The organism is Mucilaginibacter sp. R-33 (assembly GCF_049949235.1).
In the GTDB taxonomy this organism is placed as follows: Bacteria; Bacteroidota; Bacteroidia; order Sphingobacteriales; family Sphingobacteriaceae; genus Mucilaginibacter.
In genome coordinates this window covers 3382449-3398172 of the sequence record NZ_CP188089.1, presented here as the reverse complement: position 1 = coordinate 3398172, position 15724 = coordinate 3382449, and the positions used below count along the sequence as shown (strand labels likewise).

At 41.6% G+C, this 15724-nt stretch carries 14 protein-coding genes; 6 read left to right on the top strand and 8 right to left on the bottom strand.

Translation table 11 applies throughout. From position 1 onward, the window contains the following. Position 1 precedes the first annotated feature (1 nt). Both ACP26M_RS14245 and ACP26M_RS14240 read right to left on the bottom strand, forming a co-directional pair. Positions 2 to 568: a carboxymuconolactone decarboxylase family protein gene (locus ACP26M_RS14245; RefSeq protein ID WP_426580794.1), complete on the bottom strand. Its 567-nt coding sequence runs from the start codon at positions 566 to 568 to the stop codon at positions 2 to 4. Between the two features lie 186 nt (positions 569 to 754). Beyond that, a complete protein-coding gene (locus ACP26M_RS14240; protein ID WP_426580792.1) occupies positions 755 to 1303 on the bottom strand; it encodes a hypothetical protein in 549 nt (182 codons plus the stop codon). Positions 1304 to 1581: 278 nt separating this feature from the next. Here ACP26M_RS14240 and ACP26M_RS14235 point away from each other — a divergent pair, with 278 nt between their 5' ends. Further along, positions 1582 to 2058, top strand: a complete 477-nt coding sequence (locus ACP26M_RS14235) for an organic hydroperoxide resistance protein (protein WP_090523523.1) — start codon at positions 1582 to 1584, stop codon at positions 2056 to 2058. Between the two features lie 97 nt (positions 2059 to 2155). Here the strand turns inward: ACP26M_RS14235 and ACP26M_RS14230 are convergent, their stop codons facing one another. The 6 genes from ACP26M_RS14230 to ACP26M_RS14205 all read right to left on the bottom strand — a co-directional run bounded on the left by ACP26M_RS14230 (position 2156) and on the right by ACP26M_RS14205 (position 6262). Beyond that, positions 2156 to 2836, bottom strand: a complete 681-nt coding sequence (locus ACP26M_RS14230) for a metal-dependent hydrolase (protein WP_426580790.1) — start codon at positions 2834 to 2836, stop codon at positions 2156 to 2158. A 27-nt stretch (positions 2837 to 2863) separates the two neighbouring features. Further along, positions 2864 to 3286, bottom strand: a complete 423-nt coding sequence (locus ACP26M_RS14225; protein ID WP_426580788.1) for a hypothetical protein — start codon at positions 3284 to 3286, stop codon at positions 2864 to 2866. A gap of 59 nt (positions 3287 to 3345) precedes the next feature. Continuing rightward, positions 3346 to 3498, bottom strand: coding sequence for a hypothetical protein (locus tag ACP26M_RS14220; protein ID WP_426580786.1), 153 nt, complete (start codon positions 3496 to 3498; stop codon positions 3346 to 3348). A gap of 20 nt (positions 3499 to 3518) precedes the next feature. Continuing rightward, positions 3519 to 4319, bottom strand: coding sequence for a DUF1223 domain-containing protein (locus ACP26M_RS14215; protein ID WP_426580784.1), 801 nt, complete (start codon positions 4317 to 4319; stop codon positions 3519 to 3521). A 178-nt stretch (positions 4320 to 4497) separates the two neighbouring features. After that, the gene (locus ACP26M_RS14210; RefSeq protein ID WP_426580782.1) at positions 4498 to 5259 is read right to left on the bottom strand and encodes a LytR/AlgR family response regulator transcription factor; all 762 of its coding nucleotides are present in this window, start codon (positions 5257 to 5259) and stop codon (positions 4498 to 4500) included. Beyond that, positions 5240 to 6262 (bottom strand): sensor histidine kinase, encoded by a 1023-nt coding sequence (locus tag ACP26M_RS14205; RefSeq protein ID WP_426580780.1) that lies wholly within the window; start codon positions 6260 to 6262, stop codon positions 5240 to 5242. The genes ACP26M_RS14210 and ACP26M_RS14205 overlap by 20 nt, the downstream gene beginning before the upstream one ends. 391 nt (positions 6263 to 6653) lie before the next feature. Here ACP26M_RS14205 and ACP26M_RS14200 point away from each other — a divergent pair, with 391 nt between their 5' ends. The 5 genes from ACP26M_RS14200 to ACP26M_RS14180 all read left to right on the top strand — a co-directional run bounded on the left by ACP26M_RS14200 (position 6654) and on the right by ACP26M_RS14180 (position 15664). Then, a complete protein-coding gene (locus tag ACP26M_RS14200; RefSeq protein ID WP_426580778.1) occupies positions 6654 to 7193 on the top strand; it encodes an RNA polymerase sigma-70 factor in 540 nt (179 codons plus the stop codon). An 84-nt stretch (positions 7194 to 7277) separates the two neighbouring features. Next, positions 7278 to 8345, top strand: a complete 1068-nt coding sequence (locus ACP26M_RS14195; RefSeq protein ID WP_426580776.1) for a FecR family protein — start codon at positions 7278 to 7280, stop codon at positions 8343 to 8345. A 194-nt stretch (positions 8346 to 8539) separates the two neighbouring features. Beyond that, positions 8540 to 11908, top strand: a complete 3369-nt coding sequence (locus ACP26M_RS14190; protein WP_426580774.1) for a TonB-dependent receptor — start codon at positions 8540 to 8542, stop codon at positions 11906 to 11908. A gap of 4 nt (positions 11909 to 11912) precedes the next feature. Continuing rightward, a complete protein-coding gene (locus ACP26M_RS14185; protein ID WP_426580772.1) occupies positions 11913 to 13391 on the top strand; it encodes a RagB/SusD family nutrient uptake outer membrane protein in 1479 nt (492 codons plus the stop codon). Between the two features lie 74 nt (positions 13392 to 13465). Next, positions 13466 to 15664, top strand: a complete 2199-nt coding sequence (locus tag ACP26M_RS14180; protein WP_426580771.1) for an alpha-N-acetylglucosaminidase — start codon at positions 13466 to 13468, stop codon at positions 15662 to 15664. Positions 15665 to 15724: the final 60 nt, after the last annotated feature.

The following is a 15724-nucleotide window of genomic DNA, read 5'->3' as shown; positions in this document are numbered from 1 at the left end:
ATTAGGGTTGTTTTTTTAAATGATCATAGCCTTGTGGCAGGCGAGTATAGCCATGGTTTACTAATCGCTCGGCCAGTATGTTGTAATAGCCGGCATCAGCAGGTAAGGCGGTGGCCAATCCGTCAACATAGCGGTTGTAATAGCAAAACAGGGCAGCTATGAGCACGGTATCATGGATCTCGATATCGGTAGCTCCGGCAGCTTTGGCACGATCGATGGCTTGGGTAGTTACATTCCGGCCATTTTGGGCAGTTAGCTTTGCAATGGTAAGCAAAGCTTTCATTTTTTCGGTAACCGGGGCAGTTTCAATGTTTTCCTTTACTTTTTGCGCTGTTTCGGCTTCACCTGCAAGTAGGTCGGCCGCGGCGGTGTGAGCGGTAGTGCAAAAGGTGCATTGGTTGTTGTGTGATACCACAGTGGCGATCAGCTCACGATCGGCTTCAGACAAGGTTGATGGCCCGCGCAATAAAAACTGTGTAAGGTTACGGATAGGTTGTGCCGCTTCTTTGGCATACTCCAGCAGGCCGGTAATGCCCGGCAAATGGCTTTCAAGTGTAATATAAGGCATTTTAATAAATTAAATATTTATAGGTTGGGGAGCGGATGTATCGTCTGGAGATTACTAATCTTATCGATATGTTGTTATTTTCATAACTCTTGAGCCACGAATAAACTATCGACAGAAATAAATAATAACACCGCGGTAGAGTGGCACAGCCGCTACCCTAAAAATGAATTAAAACAGGGAGAAAGATTAGCAGGAAGCTTTTGGCGGTTGCTCCGGAATGTCCTGGTGAGCAGGAATTAACTGTTGAACGGGGTGAACAACGGTTTGTTGAGTGTATTTTATCGGGCAACTAAATTCAAAATGCACAAAAGCGAAATTGAGGTTGTCCTGCATTATTATTTTACCGAAAGGCACATGTTCTTTTTGCGGTACAGGGTTTTCTTTTACATCCTTTGCGTTAATGATGTTCTTATCGGCCAGCCGGGTGGTTTCGTAGTTTGGGATGCACATCAAATAAATTGCGCGACTGGTTACGCGCATTTTTTGATAATTGTAGCTGTTGTTGCCAAACCGGATCTGCCCATGAATATTTTCGTAGTTTTTCCAGTCGGTTATGCCAGGCATGTTTACCGGGATTACTACCTCGGTAAGGTCTTTCACATTATAAAAGCCTTTGGCAGTTTGTTCGGCAAAGTATTTATTGCTTTTGTAAACCATGAACTGATGCAATGCCAGTTGCCCCCCTATATTAAGCAGGTGAAAACTGAGCAGCGTTAGGGCAATAAACTTCTTCAATTGGTTTACGAACAATGAGTTGCTTAAAATTGCTGTTTATAAATGTAGTATCCAAATTTATTTAGAATAATTACGCGTAATGTGTAGCTGGTTTTCTTATTCTTTACCGGTTGTGATTAAAAGTTTCAATAGCTCTTGTACTGGTTGAACTTTCGGCTTAAAGAATGTCTTGTTCACGACGTGGCTTGTCCGGTTCACATAGTTAGCGATAGGGCACCGGGCGATATCAGGGTATCTTTGAGCATACAAAAAACAAAAATTAATAAATAAATAACACAATGGAAACTATTCAAGAATCAGGTATCAGTAAGATCAAGGTTATCAACGCTATCTCAGCTAATAAAATCGACAAAGTATTATATACCGGTAAAGTTCGTACAGTTGGCGGTCGTGACGGTGGTTCATCTGTTAGTACCGATGGCCAGTTGGATATCAAACATTCAACTCCCGGAACCCCTAAACCAGGCACAAACCCCGAGCAATTATTTGCAGCAGGCTGGTCAGCATGTTTTGAAGGCGCCATCGGTATTGCTGCCGCTAAAAAAAGGATTGCACTCCCTGCCGAATTGGCTATTGATGCAGAAGTGGATTTGGGTATCACTACCGGCGCTTATTTCCTTCAAGCCCGTTTAAATGTAAGTTTGCCAGGTTTGGATGTTGAAGTAGCCAAAGCATTGATTGAAGAAGCACACCAAACATGTCCTTATTCAAAATTGACTTACGGTAATATCAATGTTGAGATCAATTTAGTATAAACCCCCTCCGCCCCCTGAAGGGGGTGCTTTAAAAGTCATAAAAAGGCCTGCTCCTGTTAAAGAGAGCAGGCCTTTTTATGTATGGAAAATCACAGATTTAAATCTCTATACTTTCGCCAATGGCTGGTAAAAACAATTTTATCCCTGCCTGTTCAAATTGTTTAAAAGCTTTGTCCTTATCTATTTTAATAAAGCCAAAAGTATCATAGTGAACCCCCAAAACCTTATTGGCCTTAACAAGCTTTGCCGCTTCAATGGCATCTTCAATACCCATTGTTAACATGTCCCCGATAGGGAAAACCGCGAAATCGAGATCAACCCATTTGGCCACCAGTTCCATATCTAAGGTGAGACCGGTATCGCCGCTGTAATACAGATTGCCATCATCAGTCTTTAAAGCATAACCGCAGGCCACGCCTGCATAGCTGCCATCCGGAAAGCTGGCCGAATGTTGGGCGATGAATGATTTTGCTGTGCCGAAATCAAAGGTCACTTTACCACCCGGGTTTAAAGGATGTACATTTTTAACGCCCTTTTTGCTGAAGTAATCATACACCTCATAAATACCCACAACCATAGCGCCTGTACGGTTGGCTATAGTTTCTACATCCAAAATATGATCGTAATGCCCGTGCGATACAAAAATGTAATCAGCTTTAATTTCATCAATGTTGATTTCTTTTGCCAATTCGTTACCTGTAATAAAGGGATCAAATAAAATGTGTTTACCTCCGGCAACCACCGAGAAGCATGAGTGACCGTAATAGTTCAGTTTCATTGGTTTGCTTTTTTATGTTAATGATGATTAGTTTAAGAGCGGAGTTAAAACGTTTAAGACAGGCATTGGCAATAGCTTAAAATGATCGTAGGCTGTGTAGGTAAATTTACCTGTTACAGCGTTTATTTTAGGATATAGAAATGTCATCTTTTTAAGCAGGATATTATCGGCCGAAGAATAAGCTGTGTATGGATCAGGTTTTTTGTTAAAGCCGGCAGGCAGAATGCTATCCGCTTGATTTTGTTTACTGGTATTAGCACCCGGCAACCTGAACTCCGGTGATAATTGCGAAGCGTCAAAGCGGCCTATTTCAGATGAATAGTTGCGTCCACCCGCCGGCAGGTTTATTTTAAAAGTAAATGCCTGCTCGGTACAATTTAGTTCGTTTGCCTGGGCATAAACCCCAATGCTTAAAAATGTTGCTACGGCAATTAACAGTAATGTTTTCATGATGGTATTTTTTAAAAAAGGATCGGCCCTGCGAAGGGCCGATCCTTTTTATGTTAGATTTAATTATTTTCTGCCGGTTTTTTTCTCTTTCCCGTAACGCAGATCAATTCACAATCCTGCGGGTTACGTTCAAACGGTGCCCTTGTCAGGAATGATAAAGAGAACAGTGATAAGAATCCCATTAATAACCGGCCTTGTTTCAACTTGCTCATGATTTTTGAATTTATGGTTGTTATATTTTGGCTACGGCTTCGCTGGTTAAAACAGCTTTTGTTGCAGTTAAAACCTCACCGCTATCTTTATTTTGTATAAAGCCCACTACTTCCCATTCTTGCTGGTTAAATTCTTTAGGAACGCTAATAATGGTTTGGCCTGTTTTTACCTCGCTTAGGGCAACTGTTTTTAAGTCGCGCACTATTTGGGTGTGCAATAAGGTTCTGCCTTCGTTTTCGCCGCGGGCAACTTTGCTGATGGCTGTTTTTTGTACAATGGCTATCAGCAATTGTTGGTTATCAGTATTGCCCGATAGTTCGTAATTTACAGCAAGCTTATCGCCGGTTTGTTGTGCTTTTAAGGAAATCTGAGCGGTTTGTGCGGTTGTTAGTGCATTCGAAATCGCTTCACGAAGTGCCGGCTCATCCGAGCCAACCATCTCGGTTTTACCATTAACTATAACTTGAGGTGTATAAACCTGGGCATTTAAATGGTAGCTATATTCTTTTTGGCGTTTTGAAAACATGGCATTGCTGAATACATCTTTCCAGCCGAGGTTATTCCAATAATCAACGTGGTAAGCTAATATGTAAACAGGCTTTTCCTGTGACTCTTTTTGGATCCTCGCCAGCAATTCATCGGCAGGAGGGCAGCTTGAGCATCCCTCCGAGGTAAACAATTCTACCAAAGCAAAACCTTTACCGGGAGTAACGTTGTTTTCAGTTTTAGGGGCATTTATTTTACGATTAGCGTAAGCTGCGGTAGCAAGTGCCAGTGCCACGGCACCAACACAAAAGCTAAAAATTTTTAAGGTTTTCATATCTCTCGATTTTTTATTTACTTCAAAATTATACCCTGAATGGCCGCAGAAACAGCACAAAAAAGCCCAACCAGACATATCTATAGTTCAGTTGGGCATTTGTTAAGTCGAAAGTCTTAAACCTAAAGTCGGAAGTCTTTTTACTTGAGACTTAGAACTCAAGACTTCCAACTTAGAATTACCTGTTTTCGAGCCAGCTTAAAAATACCGGCGCTTTTTCTTTATTGATGAGTAATTTCTCGGGAGTTGGAATGGTTAGTTTCACAAACAGCTTACGCATAAAATAATGCTCCACCTCTTTTATCGCGCTGAAGTTAACTATGTATTGCCTGTTGAGCCTGAAGAACTGCTCCTGCGAGAGCTGACCGCTGATCTGGTCAAGCGACTGATTAACCACATATTCTTGCTCATCAAAAGTCGTAATGGTTGAAAGTTCATTGCGGATGTAGAAGAAGGCTATATTATTGGACGCTATGGTGATATACTTATTATTTTTAAATACCAGGAAGCTTTTTTTACCGGCAGGAGGCGTAACCTGCGATAGCAAGCTGCTGATATCAGGAGATGAACCCTGCTGAAAGAAATTCCGAAACTCGTCTACCTTTTTAAAGGCATCGGCAATATCTGTTTTTGAGAAAGGCTTGAGTACATAATCAACGCTGTTGGCCTTAAATGCCTCTAACGAATATTCATCAAACGCGGTACAGAAAATAATAGGGCAGGACACCTTTACCGATTTAAAGATCTCAAAACACAACCCATCCGACAGTTGGATATCCATAAAAATAAGATCGGGCTGCTTGTTCTCTGAAAGATAGGCAACCGAGCTTTCAACACTCTGAAGCTTGGCAATTATTTTTGAGTGCGGTCTTAATTCTAATATGATCGTTTCAAGCGAACGGGCCGCCTTTAATTCGTCTTCAATGATGATAATGTTCATGTATAATAGGTAGTTTAACTTTGAATATTTTATCTTCAGATATGATCTCTATATGTTTATCAAGCAGGTGATCGTAACGCAAATTGATATTCTTAAGCCCAACACCTGTTGATGGTTCTTCAAAGCGCTTTGGTTTTATTTCGTTTTCCATAACGATGTTTTCACCCTCAGTATACAGTTTGATATGCAGGGGATGATCTAATGATACCACATTGTGTTTAATACAGTTTTCTATCAATAGCTGCAGTGTGAATGGGGGAATTAGCGTACCGCGATATTGTTCATGTATAGTATTAGTGAAAATAAAACCGTCTTCAAACCTGGCTTTAAGTAAAAAATTGTAAGCTTCTACAATTTCCAGTTCGTCGGATAAATGAATGAGGTCTAATTTTCGGCTCTCAAGCGTAAAACGGTAAAAATTTGAAAGTTTAAGGATGAAATCTACCGAGTGTTGGTCATTGGTCTCAACCATCGCCTTTAGGGTATTGAGACTGTTAAACAGGAAATGCGGGTTGATCTGCTGTTTCAACAGTTCATATTGTGCGCCAAGGTTATCGGCCTTAATACGTTCCAACTCAACGTTAACCTGCTGGTTTTGGTAGTTCTGGTACAACAGGTTTATAAGCATATAAAATACCAGGTTAATAAGTATGCCCCTTACTTCAATCATCAGCATTACCGGGCCAAAATTCAAATGCGTTAGTATCAGTTGCTGTATGTAGGCTAAGGCCAACATTACCCCCATACCTATCAGCAGTGTTGTAAGGAGCCGGGAATACGAGATGCTTTTATTCAGTTGTTTATTGCCCGATTGCTTTGGCAGCGTATAGATATTATAGTACCATACAAACAGTGAAAAAGAAGCGGTAACAGCCGAATTCACTGCCGCTTCAGCGGGTTTAAAATGGCGTTCGGCTATTTGGGGAACGGAGGCCAACAGGCCAAGGAAGATTGAACTGCTCCATATAATTCCGGGGGAGATTTTAAATGTTGTGTCTTTCATTTATTGCAAAGGTTTGCGGAAATAAAATGGTCGCCGGGCAAATATAAAGTTAATTATGGCCTATAGGCCAAATCTGCTGTTGTGTTACTAAAACCACCGTCAAACTTTAATCTGTTTTGACCAAACACCCCAATTATTTCCGTTTGCTGCTAAAATATAACAGGTTTCAATATGGAAATATGGGTTTATGGTACAAGCGGACATCTTATCGCCTGAATTAGACATTTTAAACCGCGAATAGTACGACAATATAATTGCAGGCAATCGGTTTTAGGCGATGAGCAGATCGGGGCTTCTTAAATCAACCTAAAATAGTTTGGATCAAGATTTTTTACTTAAAATTGTACATTATTTCAGTTAACTGTTCCCGTTAAAAGCAAGCCGCTAAACATTGGAGATTAAAGAACTTATAGATTCTATTCATTACAACAATGATGAATCTGCCTTTAATGAATTGTATAAGCTGCTGATCAATAATCTTAATCAGTTCGCCTGGTCGTTTTTGGGCGACAAGGAAGCTTGCGAGGAGATCATCAATGACCTTTTTGTAAATATCTGGACAGGCCGCCACAAACTTAACAAGATCGCGAATCCCAAAGTATATATTTATGTGGCGATAAAAAATGCCTGTCTTAACCATATCCGAAGTAACACCTCAAAAAGAAACCGCGACGCCCAATTAGCCGAAACCTATTATTTTCATTTATCGGTTGATCCCTCGCAATTGCTCATCAGCAAAGAGCTGCAGGCCGGAGTTTTAAACGCTGTTAACAGTTTCCCGCCTCGTTGTAAGCTCATTTTTAAAATGGTTAAGGAGGATGATCTCTCCTGCAATGAAGTAGCCGATATCCTTGGTCTCTCTAACAAAACTGTATTTGCGCAACTGGCCATCGCCTTGAAGAAACTGGATGAGGCGCTTGGGAATAAATAGGTTGATCCCCTTCAAAAAAATATTTTAATTTCTTTTAGGAAAAACCGGAACCTGCCGTGTCCTTAACGCAGAATACCAATTACTATGAGCAAATCCAGGTTTATTGAGTTAATGGCCAAAAGCATGGGCAAAACTGCCAGTGCTGAAGAATTGACCGAACTCGACATGTTTCTTGAACAATTTCCCGACTATAAAAAAACGTACAATGTTACCAATGCTTTAAAAGGAAACGGCACTGAAGCAACAGAAACAAAACCGGAAGAGATTAACGGAAACCTGGAGGAAATCTGGAACCGAATTAAAAACTTGAACGAAAATTCGGCGAATGATACTAAGATAAAACCAATGTTCAGGTGGCAATGGGTTGCTGCAGCGGTACTGGTGCTTGTTACTACGGGAGTTTTATTTTATAACAGAGCGGCACAGCAGGATACTTTAACCGCCGAAAATATATTACATGAAATTCATGTGCCTTATGGTAAAACCGAAAAGCTCAAATTGCCCGATGGGACACAGGTTACGCTAAATGCAGGCAGTACTTTTTCGTACCCCGAGGCTTTTGAAAAAAACACAAGGGATGTTAGCCTTACCGGCGAAGGTTTTTTTGAAGTAAAAAAGAATGCTAAGAAACCTTTTCTGGTACATACTGCCAAATTGGTTGTAAAGGTATTGGGAACCGTTTTTAATGTAAAAGCCTACAATAACGATAAAACTGTAGAAACAACATTGCTAAAAGGTAAGGTACAGGTTGAATTAAAGAACAATCCCGAAAAAAAGATTATCCTGTTGCCTAACGAAAAGCTGATTGTTATTAATAACCGGGAACCAAAAAGTGTAAAACCCAAAGAGGGAAAAATTGAATACCAGGTAACCGAACTGCCTGATGTTAAGCCGGATGAAGTGAAAGAAACAGCCTGGGTTGATAACCGCATCCTGTTCACCAACGAGATGTTTGAAGATGTGGCTGCTCAAATTGAACGCAAATACAACGTGCAGGTTGTGTTTGAAGATCGGGCACTCCGTACCGAGCAGATAAGCGGTTTACTTGATAAAGAAACGTTGAAGGAAGCTTTAGGCATTATTGAACTGACCACGCCGTTCAATTTTAGGGTTGATGGACAAACGGTGTACCTGTCAAAGAAAGATAAATAAAACAAAATAAACTAACTAACCACTTAACCAACAGCTTATGATATTGAAAACTTACCTGTCAGATTCCTGAAACATCCTCAAACAAACAAGGGAAGAGCTGCCACTCCTCCCCGCAAACAAATAGGATTTTATTAACGGAGTAAGCTATTGTAACACAGCACTTACTCCATCCATTTATTTTCAAAACAAATGTAATGAAAAAAACAAGAAGGGTGTTTCCGCTTCGTGGCGCGCCCGTATGTCTCAAAGTTATTTTGCTGATGAAAGCAGTATTTTTATTGGTCATGGTTACCTGTGTGCAAGTTTCTGCAAAAGTATATTCACAGCAGAAATTCACGCTTAACCTAAAGCAGGCTGAAGTAAGCAGTATCCTTACTAAAATTCAAAAACAAAGCGATTACCGTTTCTTTTACAACTATGCCAGTATTAAAAAGCTGGGCAAAGTTGACCTGGATGTAAAAGACGCGACAATTGATGAATTGCTTGCCGTTATTATTGATGACAAGCTTTCCTACAAAATGAATGATGATCATGTGGTGATCATCGCCAACCCGGAGGATGCCAAAAGTTTGGCCGTTGTAAAAGGAAAAGTTGTTGATGCCAAAGGCGAGCCGCTTGTAGGCGTAAATATCCGGCTGCAAGGGACTAATCAGGGCACTACTACCGATGCAAATGGTAATTTCAGTATTGATGCACCGGTAAATGGTGTGTTGGAAATATCTTATATCGGGTATGAAAAAAAAGTAATTACCATAACCGGAAGCCAAACTTTAAATATTACCCTCGTTGCCCTGCCATCTGCCTTGACCGAAGTTGTGGTTGTTGGTTATGGTACCAGCAAAAAGGTTGATGTTACGGGTGCAGTAGCAAGCGTTAAAGGATCGGATATTCAAAACTTGCCTGTTAGTACAGCGGCCCAGGCTTTAGATGGCCGTGCAAGTGGTGTAAGTATTGTTCGTAACGATGGTTCACCTGGCGCTGCGCCGAGCATCAGGATCCGTGGAACAGGTACAGTGAATGATGCCAATCCGTTAATTGTAATTGACGGTGTACCTACCAGTAACCCTGACGCGTTAAGTGACATTAACCCCAACGATATTGCCAGCGTCGACATTTTGAAAGATGCCTCTTCAAGCGCTATTTACGGTACACGTGCTGCGAATGGTGTGGTTTTAGTAACTACGAAAAGAGGTACTTATAATCAAAAGCTGGCAACCACTGTTAACTTTTATAGCGGGTTTTCCAACACAACTAAATATCTTAATCTGCTAACGGCTCCAGATTTATTTAAATTAAAAAGGGAACGTTATACAAATGACGGCGTAGCAATTGATGCTCCATGGGATGATAATTATTATGCTACTCAAAGAACAGATTGGCAACGGGCTATTATGGGTACAGGACATGTAACCAATGGAGATGTTAGTATACAAGGAGGTAACGATGCCTCTAATTATTACTTTTCAAGCTCTATTTATAACGAGGATGGTATTATTGATAAAACCAACTTCAAACGATACAGTACACGTATCAATTCCGAGCATAAGATAACTTCATGGTTAAAACTGGGAGAGAACGTTCAACTGACCTATGGTAATAACAATGGCTTTGATAACAATAATTCGCAAACGGGTTTGATATTTTCGGCTCTACGTTTTAACCCGGCTATACCGCTGGTAAATCCTGATGGTACTTACGGTACATCAAAGGCTTTTGCTAATCAGTTGGGTGATATCAACAGTCCCTATGCTACTATCCAAATGGCCGACAGGTACACTAAAAAGTACAGGGCCTTGGCCAACGCGTTTGCTGAAATTACCTTTTTAAAGGAGCTGAAATTGAAGGTTAACTATGCCTTTGACGGTACATTTATCCGCAATTATAATTTTAGTATCGCAGATAATAATCAAACAAGGCCAAATCCAAATTCTACCTTAACTCAATCTGAAGAGGAAGTATCGTCACAGTTGCTTGAATCTTTTCTTACGTATGATAAGGTGTTTGGCAAAAGTCACGTAACTTTTACAGGTGGTTATTCTTATCAAAACTTTAAAGATTACGGTTTTAACGCTCAAAGGGTTGGTTATGACGATACCGATCCCGATCAGCGGGTGCTTAACCAGGGCAATGGCCAATTCAATTCAAATATCTTGCCTCAACCATCTTCACTACAGTCGGGCTTTGCAAGATTATTTTATGATTTTGACAGCAGGTACCTGGCAACCGTTACTTTTCGTGCAGACGGTTCTTCCAAATTTGCGCCCGGCAAACAGTGGGGGTACTTTCCTGCATTCTCCTTGGGCTGGAGAATTACCAGTGAAAAATTCATGAAAAATATCACCTGGATTAATAACTTGAAATTGACGGGTGGTTATGGTGAGTTGGGTAATCAAAATGTACTGCCTTTTCAGTATCTAAGCTTGATCAAAATTGGCAGTACTTATGAAAATGGTGGTTATGCCTTTGGCGGCACGGGAGTAAGTGGTGCAGCTGTTACAAGTATTGCAAATCCGGATATTACTTGGGAGCGTACTGCTATGACCAACATTACCCTTGATGCTGGTTTCCTGAATAACCAGTTAAATACCACACTTACGTATTTCAATAAGAATACTAAAGATATGCTGATATCACCGCCGGTAGTAGGTTCAGCGGGTTCGGTAGCTATTCCAAATCAAAACATCGGTACAATGAATAACAAAGGTGTCGAAGTTGAAATTAACTATCAAGGCGGCGATAAACTAAAATATTCATTCGGTGCCAATGCTTCGTTTATCAAAAATAAGGTAACTAAACTTAATGGAGAAGGTACTTTCATTGGTTCGACAGTTTACGGGCGTTCAAGCCAGGAAATCTCAAGAACATATCAGGGTCAGCCGATAGCTTCTTTTTACGGATGGAAAACAAATGGCCTTTACCAAACCCAGGCAGAAATTGATAACGATCCGGCGCTTAAAAATGATTCGCGCAAGGCTAATATCAAACCCGGCGATGTGCGTTTTCTGGATTTAAATGGCGATGGCCAGATTGATGGTAATGACCGCACCAATTTGGGCAATCCAAATCCTAATGCTACAGTTGGTTTGCAAGGCAGTCTTTCATACAAAGGTTTTGACTTTGCAGCAAACTTTACCGGCGTATTTGGTGTAAGCCTTTATAATGCCGATAGGATGCAAGGTATTGATCCAACCTATCCGTTTAATCTTTATGCCGAAGACATGAACCGCTGGACAGGGCCGGGCACAAGCAACTCGATCCCGCGTATGTCATTAGATCGTGCTAACGACAATTATCGCACATCCGACCTGTTTGTCGAAAGCGGGAATTACTTTGCCCTCAAAAATGCCACTTTAGGTTATACTTTACCTGCAAGCTGGGCTAAAAAAGCGACACTGAAAAGCGTAAGGTTATATGCATCAGGTCAAAACATATTTTTTATAACCAATTATAAAGGATACACCCCTGAGCTTGGTTATACTAATGGCAACCTGCAGCGTGGGGTTGATGTGGCCCAGTACCCTACGGTACGTACAATTACATTCGGTATAACTGCTAAACTTTAAAATCATGAAATCGAAAATTACAATATATATGGTTATAGGGCTGGCGTTACTCAACAGCGCCTGTAAAAAAGCACTTGACCTTAAACAACAAGGGGTTTATACCTCAGATAATTATTTCAGGAACGAAGTTGATGCTGTAAATGCGGTTTCCGGTATTTATAGCCTTTTGGAAGAAGAGGATTATGTTGGCCACGCGGAGGCTACATTTGATGTTCCATCTGACGATTACTGGCGTTCAGGTGATCATAGCGAGGATGAGGGCATTGAGAACTTAACTTATGATGCTTCAAATGCAGCCATCAGGTATCCATGGAAATGGAGGTATGAAACCATCAACCGGGCAACCAATTGCATCATTAACATCCCAAAGATCACCGCAATATCTGCCGATATTAAAAATCGGAGTATGGGCGAAGCTTATTTTTTACGTGCCTTTGGCTACTGGCGTTTAATGATCATTCATGGCGATGTACCTATCATTACCGAAGATGATTACTCAAAACAAACTTTTAATGTTCCAAAATCGCCAATTGAAGAAGTACGAAAACAGATCGAGTCGGACTTGTTGAAAGCGGTGGATCTTTTGCCTGAAAGCTATGGCTCTGCCGACCGCGGCCGTGTAAGCAAAGGAACTGCATTGGGCTTATTAACCAAGCTTTACATGTATTGGGAAAAACTTCCTGAGGCAATTGCAACCGGTCAAAAAGTGATTTCCAATTCACATTACGCGTTGGCTGCTAACTACGCCGATAATTTTACCCGTGCTAACGAAACCAGCACCGAGTTGCTTTTTTCGATCCAGGCTGTACAAACCGTTGTACAAAATGACTTTACAGTTTATTACATTCCAAGATCATGGAACGGTTATGGCTTTAGTCAGCCATTACAGGGACTTGCCAATGAGTTTGAGGCAGGGGATCCACGTAAACAGGCTACTTTATTAAGCGTTGGCGACAAGGTTGATCTGGGTGATGGCAAGGGCTTGACAACGTTTACCGCCGATCTTTCTGCTACTGGTTATGCATTTAAAAAGTACGCTGTATTCAATACTGAGGCTGATGGTGGTGGAGTTGACCACAGTTATGCTGTGCCGCTAATGCGTTCTGCAGATATTTATTTATTAGTTGCCGAAGCCTTGATCCGTACACAAGGCGCCGGAGCTGGTGACGCTTTGATCAACCAGATCAGGCATAGGGCTTCTCCACTGTTAAAACCTGTTTCAGGAGCTGGCATGAAAGAGCTGATCCATGAGCGTCGAGTTGAACTGGCGGGTGAAGATCAACGCCATCAGGACCTGATGCGCTGGGACAAAGTTAAAATTGTGGATATAGCTGCTATTTATAACCTTGCTGTTTCCAAAGCTCCACTTGATCAAAACAAAACGGTAACCTTTGTACGCCCTAAAAACTATTACTTCCCAATCCCCCAGGTTGAGATTGATAAGAGTAAAGGTGTGTTAGTACAGAACCCTAATTTTAAATAATTATATCCTTATACCGGCAATAGGGGAGAGCCTCCTGTTGCCGGTATTTATTTCCAGCGTTTAATTATCTGTTGATGAGAAAGTGTTTACTTGTTTTAGCTGCTATTATTTTATTCGGCCTTAAAGCCGGTGCCCAGGTTGATCAAAAAGCCTCCTATGATTTTGTTGAAAGGGTGATCCCCGGCAAGAGTAATTTGTTTACTGTTGAGTCTATCCCGCAACAGAACGGTAAAGATGTATTTGAGCTGGAAAGCCGTAACGGTAAAATTGTGCTCAGGGGTAATAACGGCCTGTCGGTAGCGTCGGCATTAAACTACTATCTCAAAAATTATTGTTTTTGCGATATTGGTTGGAATGGCACCAACCTTAACTTGCCGGCCACTTTGCCTGTGGTTAAAGGGCTTATCCACAAAACAACGCCTTATCAATATCGCTACTATTTAAACTACTGTACGTTTAACTACACCATGGCCTGGTGGGGCTGGGAACGCTGGCAAAAAGAAATTGACTGGATGGCCCTGAACGGCATTAACATGCCGCTGGCCATAACAGGCGAAGAAGCCGTCTGGCAAACCGTTTATAAAGACATGGGCTTTACCGATAAGCAACTGGACGAGTTTTTTAGCGGTCCCGCTTATTTTTCATGGTTTTGGATGGGTAACATTGATGCCTGGGGAGGCCCGCTGCCGCAGCATTGGATGGACTCGCATAAAGCATTACAAAAAAAGATTTTAGAGCGCGAGCGCTCATTTGGGATGACGCCTGTATTGTCGTCATTTACCGGCCATGTGCCGCCATCATTTAAAGATAAATTCCCCGGTGCTAAGGTTAAAAGAACCAACTGGGATGCCGGGTTTCCAGATGTTTTTATACTTGATCCCGACGATCCGATGTTTGAAACCATTGGTAAAAAATATATAGAAGCACAAACAAAAGAGTTTGGTACCGACCACCTGTATTCGGCCGATACTTTTAACGAAAACGTGCCGCCAACAAATGACTCAACCTATCTGGATGGCATGAGCAAAAAGGTGTTCAACTCTATGGCTGCTGCCGATCCCAAAGCTATTTGGGTAATGCAGGGCTGGATGTTTCATTATAACAACAAATTCTGGCAGCCGCAACAGATCAAGGCCTTGCTTAACGCTGTGCCTAATGAGCAAATGATAGTGCTTGATTTGTACAGTGATGCCCACCCTGTTTGGAACCGTACCGAAGCTTATTACGGCAAACCGTGGATCTGGAGTATGTTGCAAAACTTTGGCGGTAATATCAGCCTGTTTGGTCGTATGCGCCACGTAGCCGCCGATCCTGCCATAGCTCTGCATGATCCCGAATCAAAAAATATGCGCGGTATTGGTGTTACGCCTGAAGGTATCGAGCAAAATCCTGCACTGTTTGCCCTGATGCTGGAGAATGTTTGGCGTGATACCCCGATTGATGCCGATAAATGGGTGATGAATTATGCACAGCGTCGTTACGGACAAGCTAACAATCAGGCAGATGAAGCATGGCATGTCCTGTTAAATTCGGTTTATTCGGGTGGCCTCACTGAAGGGGGACCAGAGTCGATCATTGTGGCAAGGCCAACGCAAAAAAAGTATATCGACAGGGTATTGATCAAACTGGATTATGACCCTATGCAATTGGTTAAAGCCTGGACGCTACTCATAAATGCTGCCGACAGCCTAAAACAAAGTGATGGTTTTCAGTATGACCTGGTTGATGTTACCCGGCAAGTGTTGGCCAATTATGCAAGTCCGCTACAGCAGAAAATGGCTCAGGCTTATCAAAATAAGGATCAGCAACAATTTAAATTATATAGCAGCCAGTTTTTGGAACTGATGGATGATATGGATGCTTTGCTAAGTACCCGTAAAGATTTCCTGTTAGGCAAATGGATCAACGAAGCAAGGGCTAACGGCGTAACCGATAAAGAGAAAAACCTATATGAGTTTAACGCCCGTGACCTGGTTACCCTTTGGGGAGATAAAGAAAGCGGATTGCGCGAATACTCAAACCGTCAATGGGCTGGTTTAATCAAAGGCTATTACAAACCACGCTGGGCAATGTACTTTAACCAGTTAGATAAATCATTATCAACCAAAACCGGCTTTAATGCCGAAGCTTTTGATAAACAAGTAAAAGATTGGGAATGGCAATGGGTAAACAAGCATGATAATGCTTACACTGATGCGCCTAAAGGTGATGCTATTGAAAAATCAAAGCAATTGTTTGCGAAGTATAATGCGGTGATTTTGGGGACGCGATAAGAAGTTTAATAAAGACGTCATTGCGAGGAACGAAGCAATCGCGAACCATACAGGGCGGCT